Below are 15088 nucleotides of genomic sequence, written 5' to 3'. Positions count from 1 at the left end.
TAAGTAAACCCATTTTATTAGTGAATATCTCATATACTAATCGTATTTTAGATATAGATAATTGTATTAACAACTACGGTAACGTGACATTAAACGATCAAAATAAAACTCAAGTGATTACAGAAACTGCTTTTAAAGAACTCTTTGATAAATATTATGAGAGTATTAGAAGTTTTGTTTACTATAAACTTGGTGACATGGACCTAGCGGAAGATATCACTCAAGAAACTTATGTGAAATTTTGGGAGTCTAGAAGTAAAGTTATTGTAGATACTGCCAAAACCTATCTATATACTATTGCAAACAATCTTGCTTTAAATCATATTAAGCACGGAAAAGTAGTTTTACAGTTCCAACAAAAAAATAATAAGGTAGATGGTGAGTCTGAAACAAACCCAGAATTTAAAATGGAACTTTCTGAGTTTGAAGAAAAATTAGAAACTACTATAAACACAATACCTGATAAAAGTAGAGACGTTTTCCTTATGAACCGTATTGAAGGTTTAACTTATAACGAGATTAGTTCTCGTTTAGGTATAAGCGTTAAAGCAATAGAAAAAAGAATGAGTAAGGCTTTAAGTATACTCAGAAAAAATCTTGACGTTTCTGTATAACCTCTCCCCTTTTTAAATCAAAGATAAATAGCGATCGATATCATTAGTTTGTTGTCAACAATTTATTAATTTTGGCAGTCAGAGATTTAATAGACCTCTGCTTTCAGTATTTTTATTATAACAAATAAACAAATTACTATGATCAATCTCGTATTATTTGGCCCTCCAGGTGCAGGAAAAGGAACACAATCAGACATGATTAAAGAGAAGTACGAACTTCTTCACCTTTCTACTGGAGATCTTTTACGTGGTGAAATTAAAGCGGGTACTCCACTTGGAATTAAAGCAAAAGAACTTATGGATCAAGGTCAATTAGTTCCAGATGAAGTAGTAATTGGTATGATCGATTCTAAAATCAAAGCAAATAAATCTGGTAACGGTTTTATTTTCGATGGTTTTCCTCGTACAGTTGCTCAGGCTGAAGCTCTTGATCAATTAATGGCAAGCAATGGTATTTCTGTTTCAGGAATGGTTGCTTTAGATGTAGATGAAGAAGAATTAACAAAACGTATTTTAAAGCGTGGCGAAACTTCTGGTCGTACAGATGATAGAAATGAAGATTTAATTCGTGCAAGAGTAAAAGAATACGAAAATAAGACTGCTCCTGTTGCTAATTTCTATGATGCTCAAGGTAAATTAAAATCAATTAGTGGTGTAGGTTCTATCGAAGAAATTTTCGGTAACTTATGTACAGCTGTTGATTCTTTATAATTCGAAAGAAACTTTTAGTAACTTTGCGTTACAAAAGAGGTATTGGTCTCGATCAATACCTTTTTTTTATGTTACAGATTGACTTTATAAAACAATAAATCAACTTATTATCAATGTTTTATTCGATAATATAGCAGATTTGGGTAGATATTGATTACTTATTCCAATCAGTTGTTAATATACACCTATTGAATAGAGTTCTTTCTCTAACTTTGTAATTCGGCTACAATGTGAACCGTGCATAATGCAAATTGTCCTGTGCATTCTCAATCACTTTGAAGTCTATTTAAGCAATTAAGCAGAAAAAATATGGCATCTTCAAATTTTATAGATTACGTAAAAATATTTACACGCTCTGGAGCAGGAGGCGCAGGCGCGGTATCTTTCCGTAGAGAGAAGCACGTACCAAAAGGTGGTCCTGATGGTGGTGATGGTGGCCGTGGTGGTCATATTATCTTAAAAGCAGATAAACAACTTTGGACTTTACTCCATTTAAAATACCGTAAACATATTCACGGTAATAATGGAGTATCTGGTTCTGGTACTGGAAAAAGTGGCTCTGAAGGAGAAGATATTATTCTTCCAGTTCCTTTGGGTACAATTGCAAAAAATGCAGAAACCGGTGAGAAAATTTGTGAGCTTACTGAAGATGGTCAAGAAGTAATTTTAATGAAAGGTGGCCGTGGTGGTTTAGGTAATAAGAACTTTAAAACTTCTACAAACCAAACTCCTAGATACGCACAACCAGGAGAGGATTGCCAAGAAGATTGGGTTATCTTAGAACTTAAAGTATTAGCAGATGTGGGTTTAGTAGGATTTCCAAATGCTGGTAAATCTACTTTACTATCAACATTATCTGCCGCAAAACCAGAAATTGCAGATTATCCGTTTACTACAATGGTACCTAACTTAGGTGTTATATCTTACAGAGATAACCGATCTTTTGTAATGGCCGATATTCCGGGTATTATTGAAGGTGCTGCAGAAGGAAAAGGTTTAGGTATTCGTTTCTTACGTCATATAGAAAGAAACTCTGTATTGCTATTCATGGTTCCTGCTGATAGTGAAGATATTGCTCATGATTATCAGGTACTTGTTAATGAATTGACAAAATACAACCCTGAATTATTAGATAAAAACAGAGTACTAGCCATTACTAAAAGTGATATGCTAGATGATGAATTAGAAGAAATGATTCAAGAAACATTACCAAGTGATGTTCCTTTCGTATTTATCTCTTCTATTATCCAAAAAGGTATTCCTGTTTTAAAAGATATGCTTTGGGAGGCTATTAACGAAGGAGTAGAAGAAGTAGAACCTGACTTTGTTGAAGAAGATTACACTTCTAATATACCTTCTGACTATAATCCTTATCAGGATCGTATAGACTTAGATAATGAGGAAGAGGAAAAGTAATTTTCTTCTTTTCTAAATAATAAACAGCCTCAATAAAATTAATTATTGAGGCTATTTTTATGTAAAGAGGTTTTTCCAAATTGAAGAAACTTCTCATGTGCTATACATATTTTTATTTATGAAATGATGACTTATCGTAAACAATATTTTATCTCAACCAAGATGAAAACATCCAAATTGTTTTCTCTTGTGTACTAATTAATTCTGAAAGTAAAGCTACAGTTCCTTCATCTCCTGCTTCAGCAGCTTTTTCTATTACAACTCTTTCAATTCTTAATAAAGTTGATAAATTATCTACCACTAATTCTACAGACGTTTTATCAGTAGTGATATTCTTACCCTGTTTAATTTCTGCTGTTTCTAAATAATCTGATAATGTATGTAATGGCTGAGCTTCTAATGTTAAAACACGTTCAGCTATTTCATCAACAGTTTCATTGGCAGCAGTATATAGTTCTTCAAATTTTGTATGAAGCTCAAAAAAGTTTCTTCCTTTAATATTCCAATGTAGACCTCTTATGTTTTGATAATATAACTGGAAATTTGCTAACAATGTATTTAAATCAGCAGCTAAGCTAGTTGCAATTTCTTTATCAATTCCGATGATATTTAAAGTTGAAGTATTCATGATTGTAATGTTTTTATTAAGTTTTTACATTTGATTACATTACAAATATGGAAGTTTTAATCCATAGATAAAAATACTTAAAATCTATAATCTTATAAATTATATCTATACTTAGGTAAATAAAAAAGGAAGTCACCTTAAGATAACTTCCTCATTTATTTTATAAAATAAATCTATTAACGATCTATTTTATGCATTTTATCTGGAGTAACAATTGCAAAAATTGATGCATATTCAAATGCTACCTCTTTAAACCTTTGGAATCTTCCTGAAGCACCACTATGCCCTGCTTCCATGTTTGTTTTTAAGAGAATGAAGTTATTACTTGTATTTTCTTGACGAAGCTTAGCTACCCATTTTGTAGGTTCCCAATATTGTACTTGTGAATCATGAAGACCAGAAGTTACTAGTAAATGTGGGTATGCTTCTTTTTTAACTTGATCATATGGTGAATAAGAAAGCATATAATCATAATATTCCTTCTCATTCGGATTTCCCCATTCATCATACTCTCCAGTTGTTAAAGGGATAGTATCATCTAGCATTGTAGTTACAACATCTACAAAAGGAACATCCGCAATAACGTATTTATATAAATCTGGACGAGCATTCATTACTGCTCCCATTAATAATCCTCCGGCACTTCCGCCATTAATCACAAACTTATCTGAAGAGGTATATTTTTGTTCGATTAGATATTCAGAACAAGCAATAAAATCATCGAAAGTATTTTGCTTTTTAAGCATCTTACCATCTTCATACCATGCTCTACCTAAATCTTCTCCTCCTCTAATATGAGCTATTGCAAATGCAAAACCTCTTTCCATTAAACTAATTCGAGATGGACTAAAAGCTACATCATAAGAAATACCATAAGATCCATAACCCGTCATATACATTGGAGCATTTCCATCTAATTGGAAACCTTTTTTATAGACAACTGATATAGGAACTTTCACTCCATCCTTAGCAGTTGCATATAATCTTTTGGCTTCGTAATCCTCCGAATTAAATTTCCCTAAAACCTTTTGTTGTTTTAATAAAACCTTTGATCTATCCGTCATATTATAATCATATTCCGAATAAGGGGTTGTTAGAGAATTATAGCCATATCTTAATATCTCAGAGTCAAAGTCTGGGTTTGTGCCAGTCCATGCACTATATGTTTCTTCACCAAAATCCAAATAATGTTCGCTACCATCTTCCCATTTAATAATACGAATATGGACTAAACCATTACTACGTTCTTCTAATACATAGTATTTTTTAAAGATATCTAACCCTTCTAATAACACATTTGGTCTATGTGCAATTACCTCTTCCCAATTGGCTTTATTGGTAGTATCTGCACTTTCTGCAACACGCATTAAACGGAAGTTTTTCGCTTGCCAATTGGTTACTACATAGAAGTAGCCATCAAAATGAGATACACTATATTCATGTTCTTTTTCTCTTGGAATAAAAGGAACAAATTCTCCTGTTGGATTATCAGCTAATAAGATTCTGGTTTCTGTTGTTAATGTAGAGCCAGCATCAATCATCAAATATTTACGTGATTTTGAACGCCTAACTCCAATCCAATACGTTTCATCTGTTTCTTCATAAACCAATACATCATCTTTCTGATCAGTACCCAAGGTATGACGCCATACTTTATCTGGACGTAATGTTTCTGCATCTTGCGTAGTATAAAAGACTGTTTTTCCATCAGCTGCCCAAACAGCATCACCAGATGTATCTTTTAATATGTCAGTAAGAACCTCTCCGGTTTCAATATTTTTAAATCTAACCGTATAAATTCTTCTACCTACAATATCTTCAGCATATGCCATCATATTGGTATCTTCACCAATCGATAGACCGCCTACTTTATAGTATTTTTTATCTTTTGCCTCAATATTAGCATCAAGAATTACTTGCTCATCTGCTTCTAACGATTCTTTTTTACGGCAGTAAATAGGATATTCTCCACCTTCCTCATACCTAACATAATAATAATACCCTCTAGATTTATAAGGAACACTTTCATCTTTCTCTTGAATTCTTCCTTTAATCTCTTCAAATAAATCTTCTTCAAATGATTTATGCTCCGACATAACATCATCTAAATATTTATTTTCTGCATTTAAGTAATCAATCACATTTTGATTTTCACGATCACGCATCCAATAATAAGGATCGTTACGTGTGTCACCATGCATTTCTAATACCTTTGGCTCTTGAAGAGCAATTGGGGGTTGTATATTTTTATTCATATTAATTTCATCAATAGAGCACAAAAATACATTTCTATTTCCGATTGTTAATGCTAAAACATAATTATTTACATTAAAAATTAGAGTAATTATACAACCCCAAAAATCACCAATGTTCAAAGTGTTAATGGATTTATATTTTTTGTGTTCAATCAGAACAAAACTGTTCGTTTCCGAACTTCTTAATTATATGAAACAACCTAAATTAAAGTCTAAATAATTGATTACCAATATTTTATATTTTATTGGCATTAAGATGGAATGTATATAAGTGTGTCAAATTAATTTATTTTACAACTCTCAATACCAAAAACATTATGAAAAATTTATTCATCTCAGCATTTCTTTTCTTAGCAACAATAGTATCAAGTTTTGCAAATACTTCTGATTTAGAACTTCCTACAGAAGAGAATAGTGCAAAGCTTGTTAAAATGGTAAATAACGCAGCTCCTGATGATTGGAAAACTTTCAAGGATGCAGCACTTTTAACTATTAACTGGCAAGGAGATTTAGAAGTGGCAAAAGGATGGATAGATACAGCTTTATCAATTGAAGAAAATGGTTTAACATTAGAAGTTCTTGGCGACTATTACGTATCTAAAGGTGATGAAATAAAAGCTAGAGATACTTATTTTAAAGCTTTAGAAAATGGTTTTGCATCATTAGATCAAAAAGATATAAATAGACTTCAAAGAAAAATTTTAGTCTATGCTAGAAGATAATTAGTAGAAAGTAATAATAATCCTATTTTATAACTCTGATAAAGCCAAGTAGATTCGTCTGCTTGGCTTTTTCTTTATTTAAAATTTAAGTAAATTGAAGAGCTAATGATTTAAAATACTGCAAACTAACGATTCTCATGCAAGAAAATTTTCTACATTTTATCTGGAAGTTTAAATACTTTCAGCAAACTTCTTTGTCTACTCAAAAGCAAGAAACTTTAACGATTAAGTCTACTGGTCTACATAATCATAATACAGGACCCGATTTTCTTAATGCTTCTATAGCTATAAATGGTATCAATTGGTATGGGCATATAGAAATACATAAAAATGCCTCTGACTGGAAAAAACATAAACATGATGATAACCCTGCCTATAAAAATGTAATTCTACATGTTGTATGGACTTATGATTATGATATTATTAGAGAAGATACCACTGTAGTTCCTACCTTACTTTTAACTCCTTTAGTAGACCATAAATTAATAGAAAAATTTGACAACCTTTTATTAGAAGGTAACACAATTAAGTGCCAACAATTATTAGTTGATGTACCACGAATTAAAAGAATTTCAATGCTCGATAGGGCTTTGTTTGAAAGAGTAGAAAGGAAAGCTTCAAGTATTTTATCATTACTAAAAAACCTTGATAGAAACTGGGAAGAATGTACTTATCAATTACTTGCAGAATATTTTGGTTTTAAGGTAAATAATGATGCATTCAGACGTTTATCCTCATTAATACCTATACGTCTTCTTAAATTACATGCACATATTCCTTTTCAGAATGAAGCTCTTTTATTTGGTGCTTCTGGATTGATAGATTTGAATACTGTTTCTGAAGGATACCCTCAAAAATTAGTAAGGGAATTTAAATTTCTGAGCCATAAATACAGTTTAAAAGGTAAAGAAATGGGGAAAGCAGAATGGAACTACCTAAGATTACGCCCTGCTAACTTCCCAAGTATTAGAATTGCTCAATTAGCTGCAATTGTTACAAACATTCCTCATTTATGCTCCTCATTTTTACATATTAATTCTCCTGATATTTTTTATAGACTTATGAAAATCCCAACATCTTCTTATTGGCATTCTCATTATTTATTCAACAAAGAAACTACTAAGCCAATTTCTAAATATCTAGGGAAAACATCTTTGCAATCTTTATTAATTAATGTGATAATACCTTTGCAATTTGCCTATGGTATAGATAAAGAATTAGAAAGTTATAAGGAAAAAGCTATCTCTTTATTAGATCTGATACCTAAAGAAAATAACAAGATTACAAGGCAATGGACTTCTTTAGGCTTAAAAAACAATTCTTCTTTAGATTCTCAGGCACTAATTGAGCTTTATAATAATTACTGTTCAAAATCAAGATGTCTTGAATGTGGAATAGGACATCATTTGTTAACTAAGAAAAACGAACAAATGAACATCTCATCATAAGTTTGTATATTTGTGATCAACTAATTCAAAATAACAGATTAAACCTATCTACGAATGTCTATAGAATACGATAAAATTGAAAAGGCAGCTTTTATTCTAAAAACAATTGCACATCCGGTTAGATTAAGAATTTTAGAATTACTGGATTGTAATAATAGATTATCTGTAAGCGAAATATGTGATCAGTTAGATTGTGAGCAATCTTTAACCTCTCATCATTTATCTAATATGAAACTTAAAGGAATTTTGACTTCTAAACGTGAGGGAAAGAATATCTATTATTCTTTAAAAGAAAAGGCTGTAATGAATATAATGTCTTGTCTAGAAGAATGTCAGTGTAATATGGGTTAGAGATCCATAGAATAATAAAAGTAAAACCCTCCACCTTTACCGTGTCTGTTAAACGAGTACTCAAATTTTAATACTGAGCTGTAAAAAGTTACTAAATCTAATCCAAAGCCATACCCAACTAAAGGTGTATTTGTAAATTCTGCATTTGAAGGATCAACCTCCGGGAAATAAGAATAACCAGCGTCCAGATATACTTTAAAAAGAATATCTATTGGTACTTGCTTTACATGCTTCGATTTAATAATTGAATCAAATTTAAGTTTAGTAGACAATGCTCGCCATTTCATTTCATTTTTAAGCACACCTACATTCTGCCCTTCAATTACATAGTTATCATATCCTCTTACCATCAAACTACCGTACCCAATAGCTCGCATATTATTATATGGAACTAGCTCTGGAAAACCAATTTTTCCTGCAAAACCACCAAAGTAGAAGAAACGTTTTGTATTCCCTAATGGCAGAAACTTATTGACAGTCCATGCTACATTTACACTATTAATATCATCAAAAACACCTAACCCTATTTTTTCTAAGGAGAATTTTAAATAATATCCATCCAAAGGATAGCTTGTTATATCTCTTTTATCTCTTGTGTATGTATAACTCAGTGTAAAATACTTTAACTCCGTTCGACCATCTAAAAAGAAATCTGGATTTAGCATTGCAACAGTATCTGCTACTTGATCATTAGTAAATTGAAAAGAGAAATTATGATGATCATAGAAGCCATATCTTTTACCAAAATTGATAACGCCATTCCAAGATCTTCTTAAAACTTCGGTATCATTTTCAACCTCAACAAATTTATTTTCTTCTGTTTTGTAAGCTACTGTTGTTTCTTCTAAAAATGTACCTTTAAAAGATAAACTTGTTTTCTGCTTTTTATCGATATAAGGAAAAGAATAACCTACAGTAAATTGACGAGAGAAACCTAACTTTACCAAAAGGTCTAAAGTTTCGTTCCTACCCCTCATGTTCCTCTGCTTAAAATCTAATCCATATTGAATACGTGATAAATCGTGATTTCTGTTATTCCACCATTCATTAAAACTTCTATCTGCTAATTCTAATAATGGCACTGGCCAAGTATACCAGCGTTCCACCATAATAAAATCTATATTAATAACGTCATCGTCTACTTGAGTGACCAATACATCAACACTTTCAAAAAGTTGTGTATTAAATACCTTATTTCTCTCGCTAGTAATATAATTTTCAATATTTTTTTTGGGCACTAAGCTCCCTTCACGAATATCTAATTCGCGGTATATGATTTGTTTCTTAGTTTTTTTATTACCTATTAAATGGATTTCATTTATTGTAACATAGCCAATTGTATCTGTTTTATAACTATTTAACCCTGTGAGTAACAAGTCGTTCTGAGCTTGCGAAGCAATTGGGTTACAAAATAAAAAGACAGAAACAATAGCTTTCAAAACAAATAAAACAATAGATGATCTATATATTTTTATATGGTTTCTATTCACTGAAGCTTGGATGAAAAAATCAAGCAATTAAGTCTATAACTATTATTAGCACTTTTATATAGAAAAAGTATAATAGTCGATTATATTTGTTCTAGAGTTAAGTAACTTACTTAATAACTTTGCAATATAAGTTCAATATTGCTAAGAAATAGTAATATAGTAATTTTAATTTCACTAAAAAAAATACAATTATTATCAGCGGAGAAGCTAAAATAAACGAGATATTTAATTACAAAAGTATTAAACGTATCAGTACAATTGCTTGTATTGTTAGTTGGATTCTTCTACTTATGATTGGAGTAAGGGAGCAATATTTAACGGATTACAATATCCCACATGCACCTTTCCCTTCTTTTGTAAAAGGATTAATTTTAAATGCTTGGATAATTAGCTCTTACTTCCTGATTTGGTTGTTTTTTCAACCCAAAGAACGGGATTTTCAAGGTTTACTATGGCAAATTTTTGTAGTAGCATTACTTTCTACATTAATGTCTATGGGGGTAAACTTATTACTTACTTGGTTACGTGATGAACTACAGTACAACCTTCCCTTTCTTTATGCTATATTTTTCCATATTGAGTTTACTTTACTTATGACATTGCTAATAAGCACATTTGTCATTTGGAAAAAGTTAATTCTGTTTGAGCAAACAAAATTTACACATTATACTTGGAATGCATTCGAGATATTTCTTGGTATCACAATGCTTGCTCACTTCTTTAGAATAGGTACAATTGATGTCTATTTTAAAATTCCTATTGCATTTCTAATTGTATGGATTCTTATTATCTCTGTTAACGTTAGATGGGTACCACATTTAAACTTTCAACAAAAAGTACAAGGAATTTTTAAGCTTGCATTTATTATGCTTGCGCTGAGTTACTTTGTTGCAAGTTTTCAGTTTTACTTTTATGAACAATCTCTTATTTCAGACGATTTAATAAAGAACTTATTCCCTGGTACATTATTTATTTTTGTATTTGTATATGCAGCCTCGTCTGCTTTATTCATGCTCTTTAGTTTACCTACATCTTCTGTTTTCGAGAAGAAAGAACAAGAAATAAGTAGTTTTAGAGATTTAAGTTTAGCTGTTAGAGATGGAAAAAAAGACACTGATGTATACAAAGTACTTCTTGATAGTTCTTTAAAAAGTATACAAGCAGATGCAGGATGGATTATTGATGAAAATTATAATGTTAAGACTTTTTATGGTGTTAGCAAACAAGATATTTTAATTGTAAATCAAGATTTAAAAGATGCAAACTATCAAGGTTCAGCGCCTTTAAAATTGAATTTCCAACCTTATTTCAGAAAAGAATCTGTCAACAGAAATTATAGATCTATTTTAGCTACGCCTATTATAGTAGATCAATCTGTGAGTGGTTCTTTAATTCTTGTGAAAAATTTACAAAACTCTATTGATTCTGTTATGCAATCTACCGTAGGCACCTATGTAGCCCAAGCTGGAATTGCACTTTTCAACCTCGATTTATTATCAAATGCTGTAAAAAATGAGGTCTACAAAAACAGTATGCAAATTGCAAAACAAACGCAAGAAGCATTAATGCCGAAGAGTTTAGAAATTAATGAAAATATTGAAGTGTATGTAACTTGGGAACCTGCAATTGTTGTTGGAGGAGATTATTATGACATGCACAGAATTAATGATCAAGAAGTAAGCTTTATTATTGCAGATGTATCTGGTAAAGGACCTAAAGCTGCTTTTAATATGGCACAAATGAAGGGTATTTATCATTCTTTAGCTAGAGAAGATGGTATTAAGCCAGATGAGTTTTTTACAAGAGCTAATGCAGCCTTAACAGGGTGTATTCAGAGAGATACTTTTATTACTGCTACCTATTTACATGTAAATACAGAAGAAAAGAAAGTTGATTATGCTAGAGCTGGTCACTGCCCTACTTTGTATTATAGTGTAGAAAAAGAAGAAGCTACATTCTTAGATAACCGAGGCTTAGGCTTAGGTATTGTAAGAAATAACTCTTATAAAAAGTTTATTCATAACCACGAAATCCAATATAAAGAAGGTGACCTTTTAGTTCTTTATACTGATGGTATTACTGAAGCTAGAAGTAAAAATAAGGTTGATGAATATGGTTATGATATGATGAAAGAGATTTTAGAACAAAATCATGAACTTCCTCTTAAAGAGATTGCCAATAAAATTTTAGTGGATATCTATGATTTTATGGGGAAAAAAGCCATGGATGATGATTTCACCTTACTACTAATTCGACTTTAAAAACACCTAAGAATAATTATCTTTAATTAGATATATAAATCCTAATTTAACACTCACCTTTTTTTAATTAACCTAATGAAAAATTTTATTACGGGATTATTAATCCTACTATGCTCTGGTATATCATATTCTCAAGAATCTTATCAGCTGTCAAGTCATATTCTTGATGTTACAAAAGGAGCTCCTGCTCAAAATGTAAAAATTAAGCTCGAAAAATTAAAGAGTGACAAATCTTGGGTAAGTATTGATCAAAAAGTAACAGATGAAAATGGAAGAATAAAGGACTTCCTAAAAAGTACTGATAAAACAAATCACAAAGGAATCTACAAACTCACTTACTTTGTTAGTCCTTATTTTAAAAAACAAGGAATCGAATCATTCTATCCTTTTATTGAAGTTGTTTTTGAAATAAAAGACGACAAACATTATCATGTTCCTATCACTTTATCTGCCTTTGGTTATTCAACCTACAGAGGCAACTAAATTTATCTTCTAAAGAAGATTAAAGTCTACTCTTTATTTAAGCTAAATAGTTCATTTTTTATGTACTTTTGTTCCATAAAATTGAATTATGACAAATCAAACTAATAATCAGCCCCTTAAATTTTTACGCCCAGATCTTTTTAAAGTTGGTGCTATTGCTGGGGTTATGGCAGCATTTGTATGTGCCGCCTATATATTACTTCTACATCAGATAGGAGAAAATTCTTTTGGTAGGTGGAAAAATGTCTACTTCCCTCTTTATGGGTTTTTCTTTGCAGGAGCAATGAGCTACTTCAGATTAAAACTGAACAATGGAAGAATGCAAGCTCCACAAGGAATTTTGATAGGAATTACTTTAAATACGGTGGGTTCTGCTACATACGGTTTTTTACTGTATATTATACTAAGTACAAAAGAACTTGGTAAAGCGATTATTACTAGGCATGCTGCAGATTTAAAAATCTTAATGCTAGAAGGTAAAGAGATTTTTATTGAGCAACTTGGTGAAACAGAATTTAATAAACAGGTTGCTGAGCTCGATAACTTAACGCCTAGTATATTAGCAATAGATCAAGCAATAGGAATGCTATTTTTAGGTATTTTCCTTACTTTCTTATTTATGCTCATCATCAAAAAGAAATAAAGTATATGTCATCAATTTCAGAAAACTTAGCCACTTTCAATAAGGAATTAGAAGGAACGGCGTGTCATTTATGTGCAGTTAGCAAAACCAAACCTATTGAGATGCTTCAAGAGGCTTACGATGCTGGACAAAGAATACTAGGTGAGAACAAAGTTCAAGAACTTGTTGATAAGAATGAAGTGCTTCCTAATGATATTCAATGGCATATGATTGGGCATTTACAAAGAAATAAAGTAAAATATATTGCTCCATTCATTTCATTAATTCATTCTATTGATAGTCCAAGACTACTAAACGAAGTACAAAAAAGGGCTGTTCAAAATGACAGAGTAATCAATTGTTTACTCCAAATTTATATTGCCAACGAAGAAACTAAGTTTGGCTTTTCTAAAGATGAAGTAATTGATTTCTTAAAATCTGATACTTTCAAAGCCATGAAAAACATCAAGATAGTTGGTGTAATGGGAATGGCAACTAATACTACAAATAAAGAACAGGTCCGTAAAGAATTTGCATCACTTAAAGTGTTATTTGATGACCTTAAAAATCAGTTTAATACTTTAGAAAATGTCGATTTAAAAGAGATATCAATGGGTATGTCTGGTGATTATAAAATTGCAATTGAAGAAGGGAGTACAATGGTTCGTGTGGGTAGTGCTATTTTTGGTGCTCGAAACTATGGAAATGTGTAACTATCTAATTCAATTATCGTTTAAATCATCTATAAACAAAATTAGATCTTAACTAAATACAAATATGCGCGAACAAAATTATTCATATAGCAGAAGACACTCTGAAAAAGAAATTGAAGACGTACAAAGTTCTTTTATGGCTAAAGTATATGGATGGATGAGTGCTGGTTTATTAATCACAGCGCTAACATCTATGTTTATAGCAAATACTTACGAACTTGTTCAAATGGTAGCAAGTGCAAGATGGGTATTAATTATTGCTCAATTAGGGCTTGTATTTGCCATTAGCGGTGCTATAAATAAATTATCGAGTACTACAGCTACTCTACTTTTCTTATTATACTCTGCTTTAACAGGAGCAACATTATCTAGTATATTTTATGTATATGATATTAATGCAATTGTTAGTACGTTCTTTGTAACTGCAGGTACTTTTATAGGAATGAGTATTTATGGCATGACTACTAAAAAAGACCTTTCTGCAATGGGAAGTTTACTAATTATGGCCTTATTTGGCTTAATTTTAACTTCTGTAGTTAATATTTTTATTGGAAGCTCTATGATATACTGGGCATCATCTGCAATAGGAGTATTAATCTTTGTAGGGTTAATTGCTTATGATACTCAAAAAATTAAAGAACTTGGATACCAATCTTTAGATGGCGAATCTACTAGAAAAATGGCTATTCTAGGTGCTTTAAGCTTATACTTAGACTTTATAAATCTTTTCTTATACCTACTTCGTTTCTTTGGCGGAGGACGTAGAGACTAATTAGAAAAGATGAAAAAATTTAAGGGATGGATGACATTATATAGTCATCCATCCCTTTTTTTATAACGAAGCATATATAACTTTTATATTTGGCTGTAAAACAGGATCAAAAACAGCTTTTAGCTTTTTATCCTCTGTAATATAAATATGCAGATTATTTAAACTTGATGTACCTGGTGTTATTGTATATGGATATTCTGATGATGCACCCGTATCTTTTACATGTTGCCCTTGTAAATTCCATGTGAAATCCACTATTTCAGTAGATAATACTAATCTAACAGTTACTAAGGTATCGCTACTACTTGTTATTGATATATAACTACTCCCTAACTCATCTGCTGAAAGAGAAGCTACTTCTGATGCTCCTTCTAACCCAAAACCTGATATGATATACTGCCCCTCAACATACTGACTAGTATTAATTGACACATCATCAGTATTTTCAAAACAAGATGTTAATAAAAAAGGAAGTATAAAAATAGATAAATAGTTAATCATTAGGTTTTTCATAGTAGATAATATTATATGTAATTAGGTACAGGTTATTTACACGTATTAAGTCTATTTTTTGATTTGCACTATTTAGCTACAGATGTAAT

Annotated in this window: 15 protein-coding genes; 11 read left to right on the top strand and 4 right to left on the bottom strand. The window is 31.1% G+C overall.

All coding sequences use genetic code 11. The annotated features are described in order from the left end of the window. The first annotated feature begins 83 nt into the window (after nt 1–83). The 3 genes from KM029_RS14120 to obgE all read left to right on the top strand — a co-directional run bounded on the left by KM029_RS14120 (nt 84) and on the right by obgE (nt 2741). Nucleotides 84–614 (top strand): RNA polymerase sigma factor, encoded by a 531-nt coding sequence (locus KM029_RS14120; protein WP_144073879.1) that lies wholly within the window; start codon nt 84–86, stop codon nt 612–614. A gap of 138 nt (nt 615–752) precedes the next feature. Continuing rightward, nucleotides 753–1325 carry an adenylate kinase gene (locus KM029_RS14115; RefSeq protein ID WP_144073878.1) on the top strand — a complete coding sequence of 191 codons (573 nt, stop codon included), beginning with the start codon at nt 753–755 and terminating at the stop codon, nt 1323–1325. Nucleotides 1326–1634: 309 nt separating this feature from the next. Beyond that, nucleotides 1635–2741 carry a GTPase ObgE gene (gene obgE / locus KM029_RS14110; RefSeq protein WP_144073877.1) on the top strand — a complete coding sequence of 369 codons (1107 nt, stop codon included), beginning with the start codon at nt 1635–1637 and terminating at the stop codon, nt 2739–2741. Nucleotides 2742–2889: 148 nt separating this feature from the next. On the opposite strand, the gene KM029_RS14105 is transcribed toward obgE, so the two are convergent. Both KM029_RS14105 and KM029_RS14100 read right to left on the bottom strand, forming a co-directional pair. Continuing rightward, nucleotides 2890–3369 carry a Dps family protein gene (locus KM029_RS14105; protein ID WP_144073876.1) on the bottom strand — a complete coding sequence of 160 codons (480 nt, stop codon included), beginning with the start codon at nt 3367–3369 and terminating at the stop codon, nt 2890–2892. Nucleotides 3370–3545: 176 nt separating this feature from the next. Continuing rightward, complete coding sequence (locus KM029_RS14100) at nt 3546–5624, bottom strand: S9 family peptidase (RefSeq protein WP_144073875.1); 2079 nt, start codon at nt 5622–5624, stop codon at nt 3546–3548. A gap of 317 nt (nt 5625–5941) precedes the next feature. Between KM029_RS14100 and KM029_RS14095 the strand changes: the two genes are divergently transcribed. From KM029_RS14095 to KM029_RS14085, 3 genes are all read left to right on the top strand, one after another. Further along, on the top strand, nt 5942–6346 hold the full coding sequence (locus KM029_RS14095; RefSeq protein WP_144073874.1) for a hypothetical protein: 405 nt from the start codon (nt 5942–5944) through the stop codon (nt 6344–6346). Between the two features lie 137 nt (nt 6347–6483). Continuing rightward, nucleotides 6484–7794 (top strand): DUF2851 family protein, encoded by a 1311-nt coding sequence (locus KM029_RS14090; protein WP_144073873.1) that lies wholly within the window; start codon nt 6484–6486, stop codon nt 7792–7794. Between the two features lie 54 nt (nt 7795–7848). Then, a complete protein-coding gene (locus KM029_RS14085; RefSeq protein ID WP_126616241.1) occupies nt 7849–8145 on the top strand; it encodes an ArsR/SmtB family transcription factor in 297 nt (98 codons plus the stop codon). Here the strand turns inward: KM029_RS14085 and KM029_RS14080 are convergent. Continuing rightward, nucleotides 8142–9635, bottom strand: coding sequence for a BamA/TamA family outer membrane protein (locus KM029_RS14080; RefSeq protein WP_158631062.1), 1494 nt, complete (start codon nt 9633–9635; stop codon nt 8142–8144). The two genes, KM029_RS14085 and KM029_RS14080, sit on opposite strands and share 4 nt — an antisense overlap. Before the next feature lie 290 nt (nt 9636–9925). Between KM029_RS14080 and KM029_RS14075 the strand changes: the two genes are divergently transcribed. The 5 genes from KM029_RS14075 (at nt 9926) to KM029_RS14055 (ending at nt 14486) form a co-directional block, all read left to right on the top strand. Beyond that, nucleotides 9926–11896, top strand: coding sequence for a PP2C family protein-serine/threonine phosphatase (locus KM029_RS14075; protein ID WP_144073871.1), 1971 nt, complete (start codon nt 9926–9928; stop codon nt 11894–11896). A 75-nt stretch (nt 11897–11971) separates the two neighbouring features. Next, nucleotides 11972–12379: a hydroxyisourate hydrolase gene (uraH, locus tag KM029_RS14070; protein ID WP_144073870.1), complete on the top strand. Its 408-nt coding sequence runs from the start codon at nt 11972–11974 to the stop codon at nt 12377–12379. An 88-nt stretch (nt 12380–12467) separates the two neighbouring features. Continuing rightward, entirely contained in the window at nt 12468–13022 is a 555-nt protein-coding gene (locus KM029_RS14065) for a DUF4199 family protein (RefSeq protein WP_144073869.1), read from the top strand. A gap of 5 nt (nt 13023–13027) precedes the next feature. Continuing rightward, nucleotides 13028–13714, top strand: coding sequence for a YggS family pyridoxal phosphate-dependent enzyme (locus KM029_RS14060; RefSeq protein ID WP_144073868.1), 687 nt, complete (start codon nt 13028–13030; stop codon nt 13712–13714). Nucleotides 13715–13778: 64 nt separating this feature from the next. Further along, the gene (locus tag KM029_RS14055) at nt 13779–14486 is read left to right on the top strand and encodes a Bax inhibitor-1/YccA family protein (protein ID WP_205125439.1); all 708 of its coding nucleotides are present in this window, start codon (nt 13779–13781) and stop codon (nt 14484–14486) included. Nucleotides 14487–14546: 60 nt separating this feature from the next. Here the strand turns inward: KM029_RS14055 and KM029_RS14050 are convergent, their stop codons facing one another. Further along, nucleotides 14547–14999: a hypothetical protein gene (locus tag KM029_RS14050; protein ID WP_144073867.1), complete on the bottom strand. Its 453-nt coding sequence runs from the start codon at nt 14997–14999 to the stop codon at nt 14547–14549. Nucleotides 15000–15088 lie beyond the last annotated feature (89 nt).

Source organism: Flammeovirga kamogawensis (assembly GCF_018736065.1).
GTDB lineage: Bacteria > Bacteroidota > Bacteroidia > Cytophagales > Flammeovirgaceae > Flammeovirga > Flammeovirga kamogawensis.
This window is presented reverse-complemented; position numbering and strand designations above follow the sequence as displayed.

Excerpts from the sequence above, each read along its gene's own strand:
- KM029_RS14115 (WP_144073878.1), top strand. The coding sequence starts at position 753 with ATGATCAATCTCGTATTATTTGGCCCTCCAGGTGCAGGAAAAGGAACA.
- obgE (WP_144073877.1), top strand. The coding sequence starts at position 1,635 with ATGGCATCTTCAAATTTTATAGATTACGTAAAAATATTTACACGCTCT.
- KM029_RS14105 (WP_144073876.1), bottom strand. The coding sequence starts at position 3,369 with ATGAATACTTCAACTTTAAATATCATCGGAATTGATAAAGAAATTGCA.
- KM029_RS14100 (WP_144073875.1), bottom strand. The coding sequence starts at position 5,624 with ATGAATAAAAATATACAACCCCCAATTGCTCTTCAAGAGCCAAAGGTA.
- KM029_RS14095 (WP_144073874.1), top strand. The coding sequence starts at position 5,942 with ATGAAAAATTTATTCATCTCAGCATTTCTTTTCTTAGCAACAATAGTA.
- KM029_RS14090 (WP_144073873.1), top strand. The coding sequence starts at position 6,484 with ATGCAAGAAAATTTTCTACATTTTATCTGGAAGTTTAAATACTTTCAG.
- KM029_RS14085 (WP_126616241.1), top strand. The coding sequence starts at position 7,849 with ATGTCTATAGAATACGATAAAATTGAAAAGGCAGCTTTTATTCTAAAA.
- KM029_RS14075 (WP_144073871.1), top strand. The coding sequence starts at position 9,926 with ATGATTGGAGTAAGGGAGCAATATTTAACGGATTACAATATCCCACAT.
- uraH (WP_144073870.1), top strand. The coding sequence starts at position 11,972 with ATGAAAAATTTTATTACGGGATTATTAATCCTACTATGCTCTGGTATA.
- KM029_RS14065 (WP_144073869.1), top strand. The coding sequence starts at position 12,468 with ATGACAAATCAAACTAATAATCAGCCCCTTAAATTTTTACGCCCAGAT.
- KM029_RS14060 (WP_144073868.1), top strand. The coding sequence starts at position 13,028 with ATGTCATCAATTTCAGAAAACTTAGCCACTTTCAATAAGGAATTAGAA.
- KM029_RS14055 (WP_205125439.1), top strand. The coding sequence starts at position 13,779 with ATGCGCGAACAAAATTATTCATATAGCAGAAGACACTCTGAAAAAGAA.
- KM029_RS14050 (WP_144073867.1), bottom strand. The coding sequence starts at position 14,999 with ATGAAAAACCTAATGATTAACTATTTATCTATTTTTATACTTCCTTTT.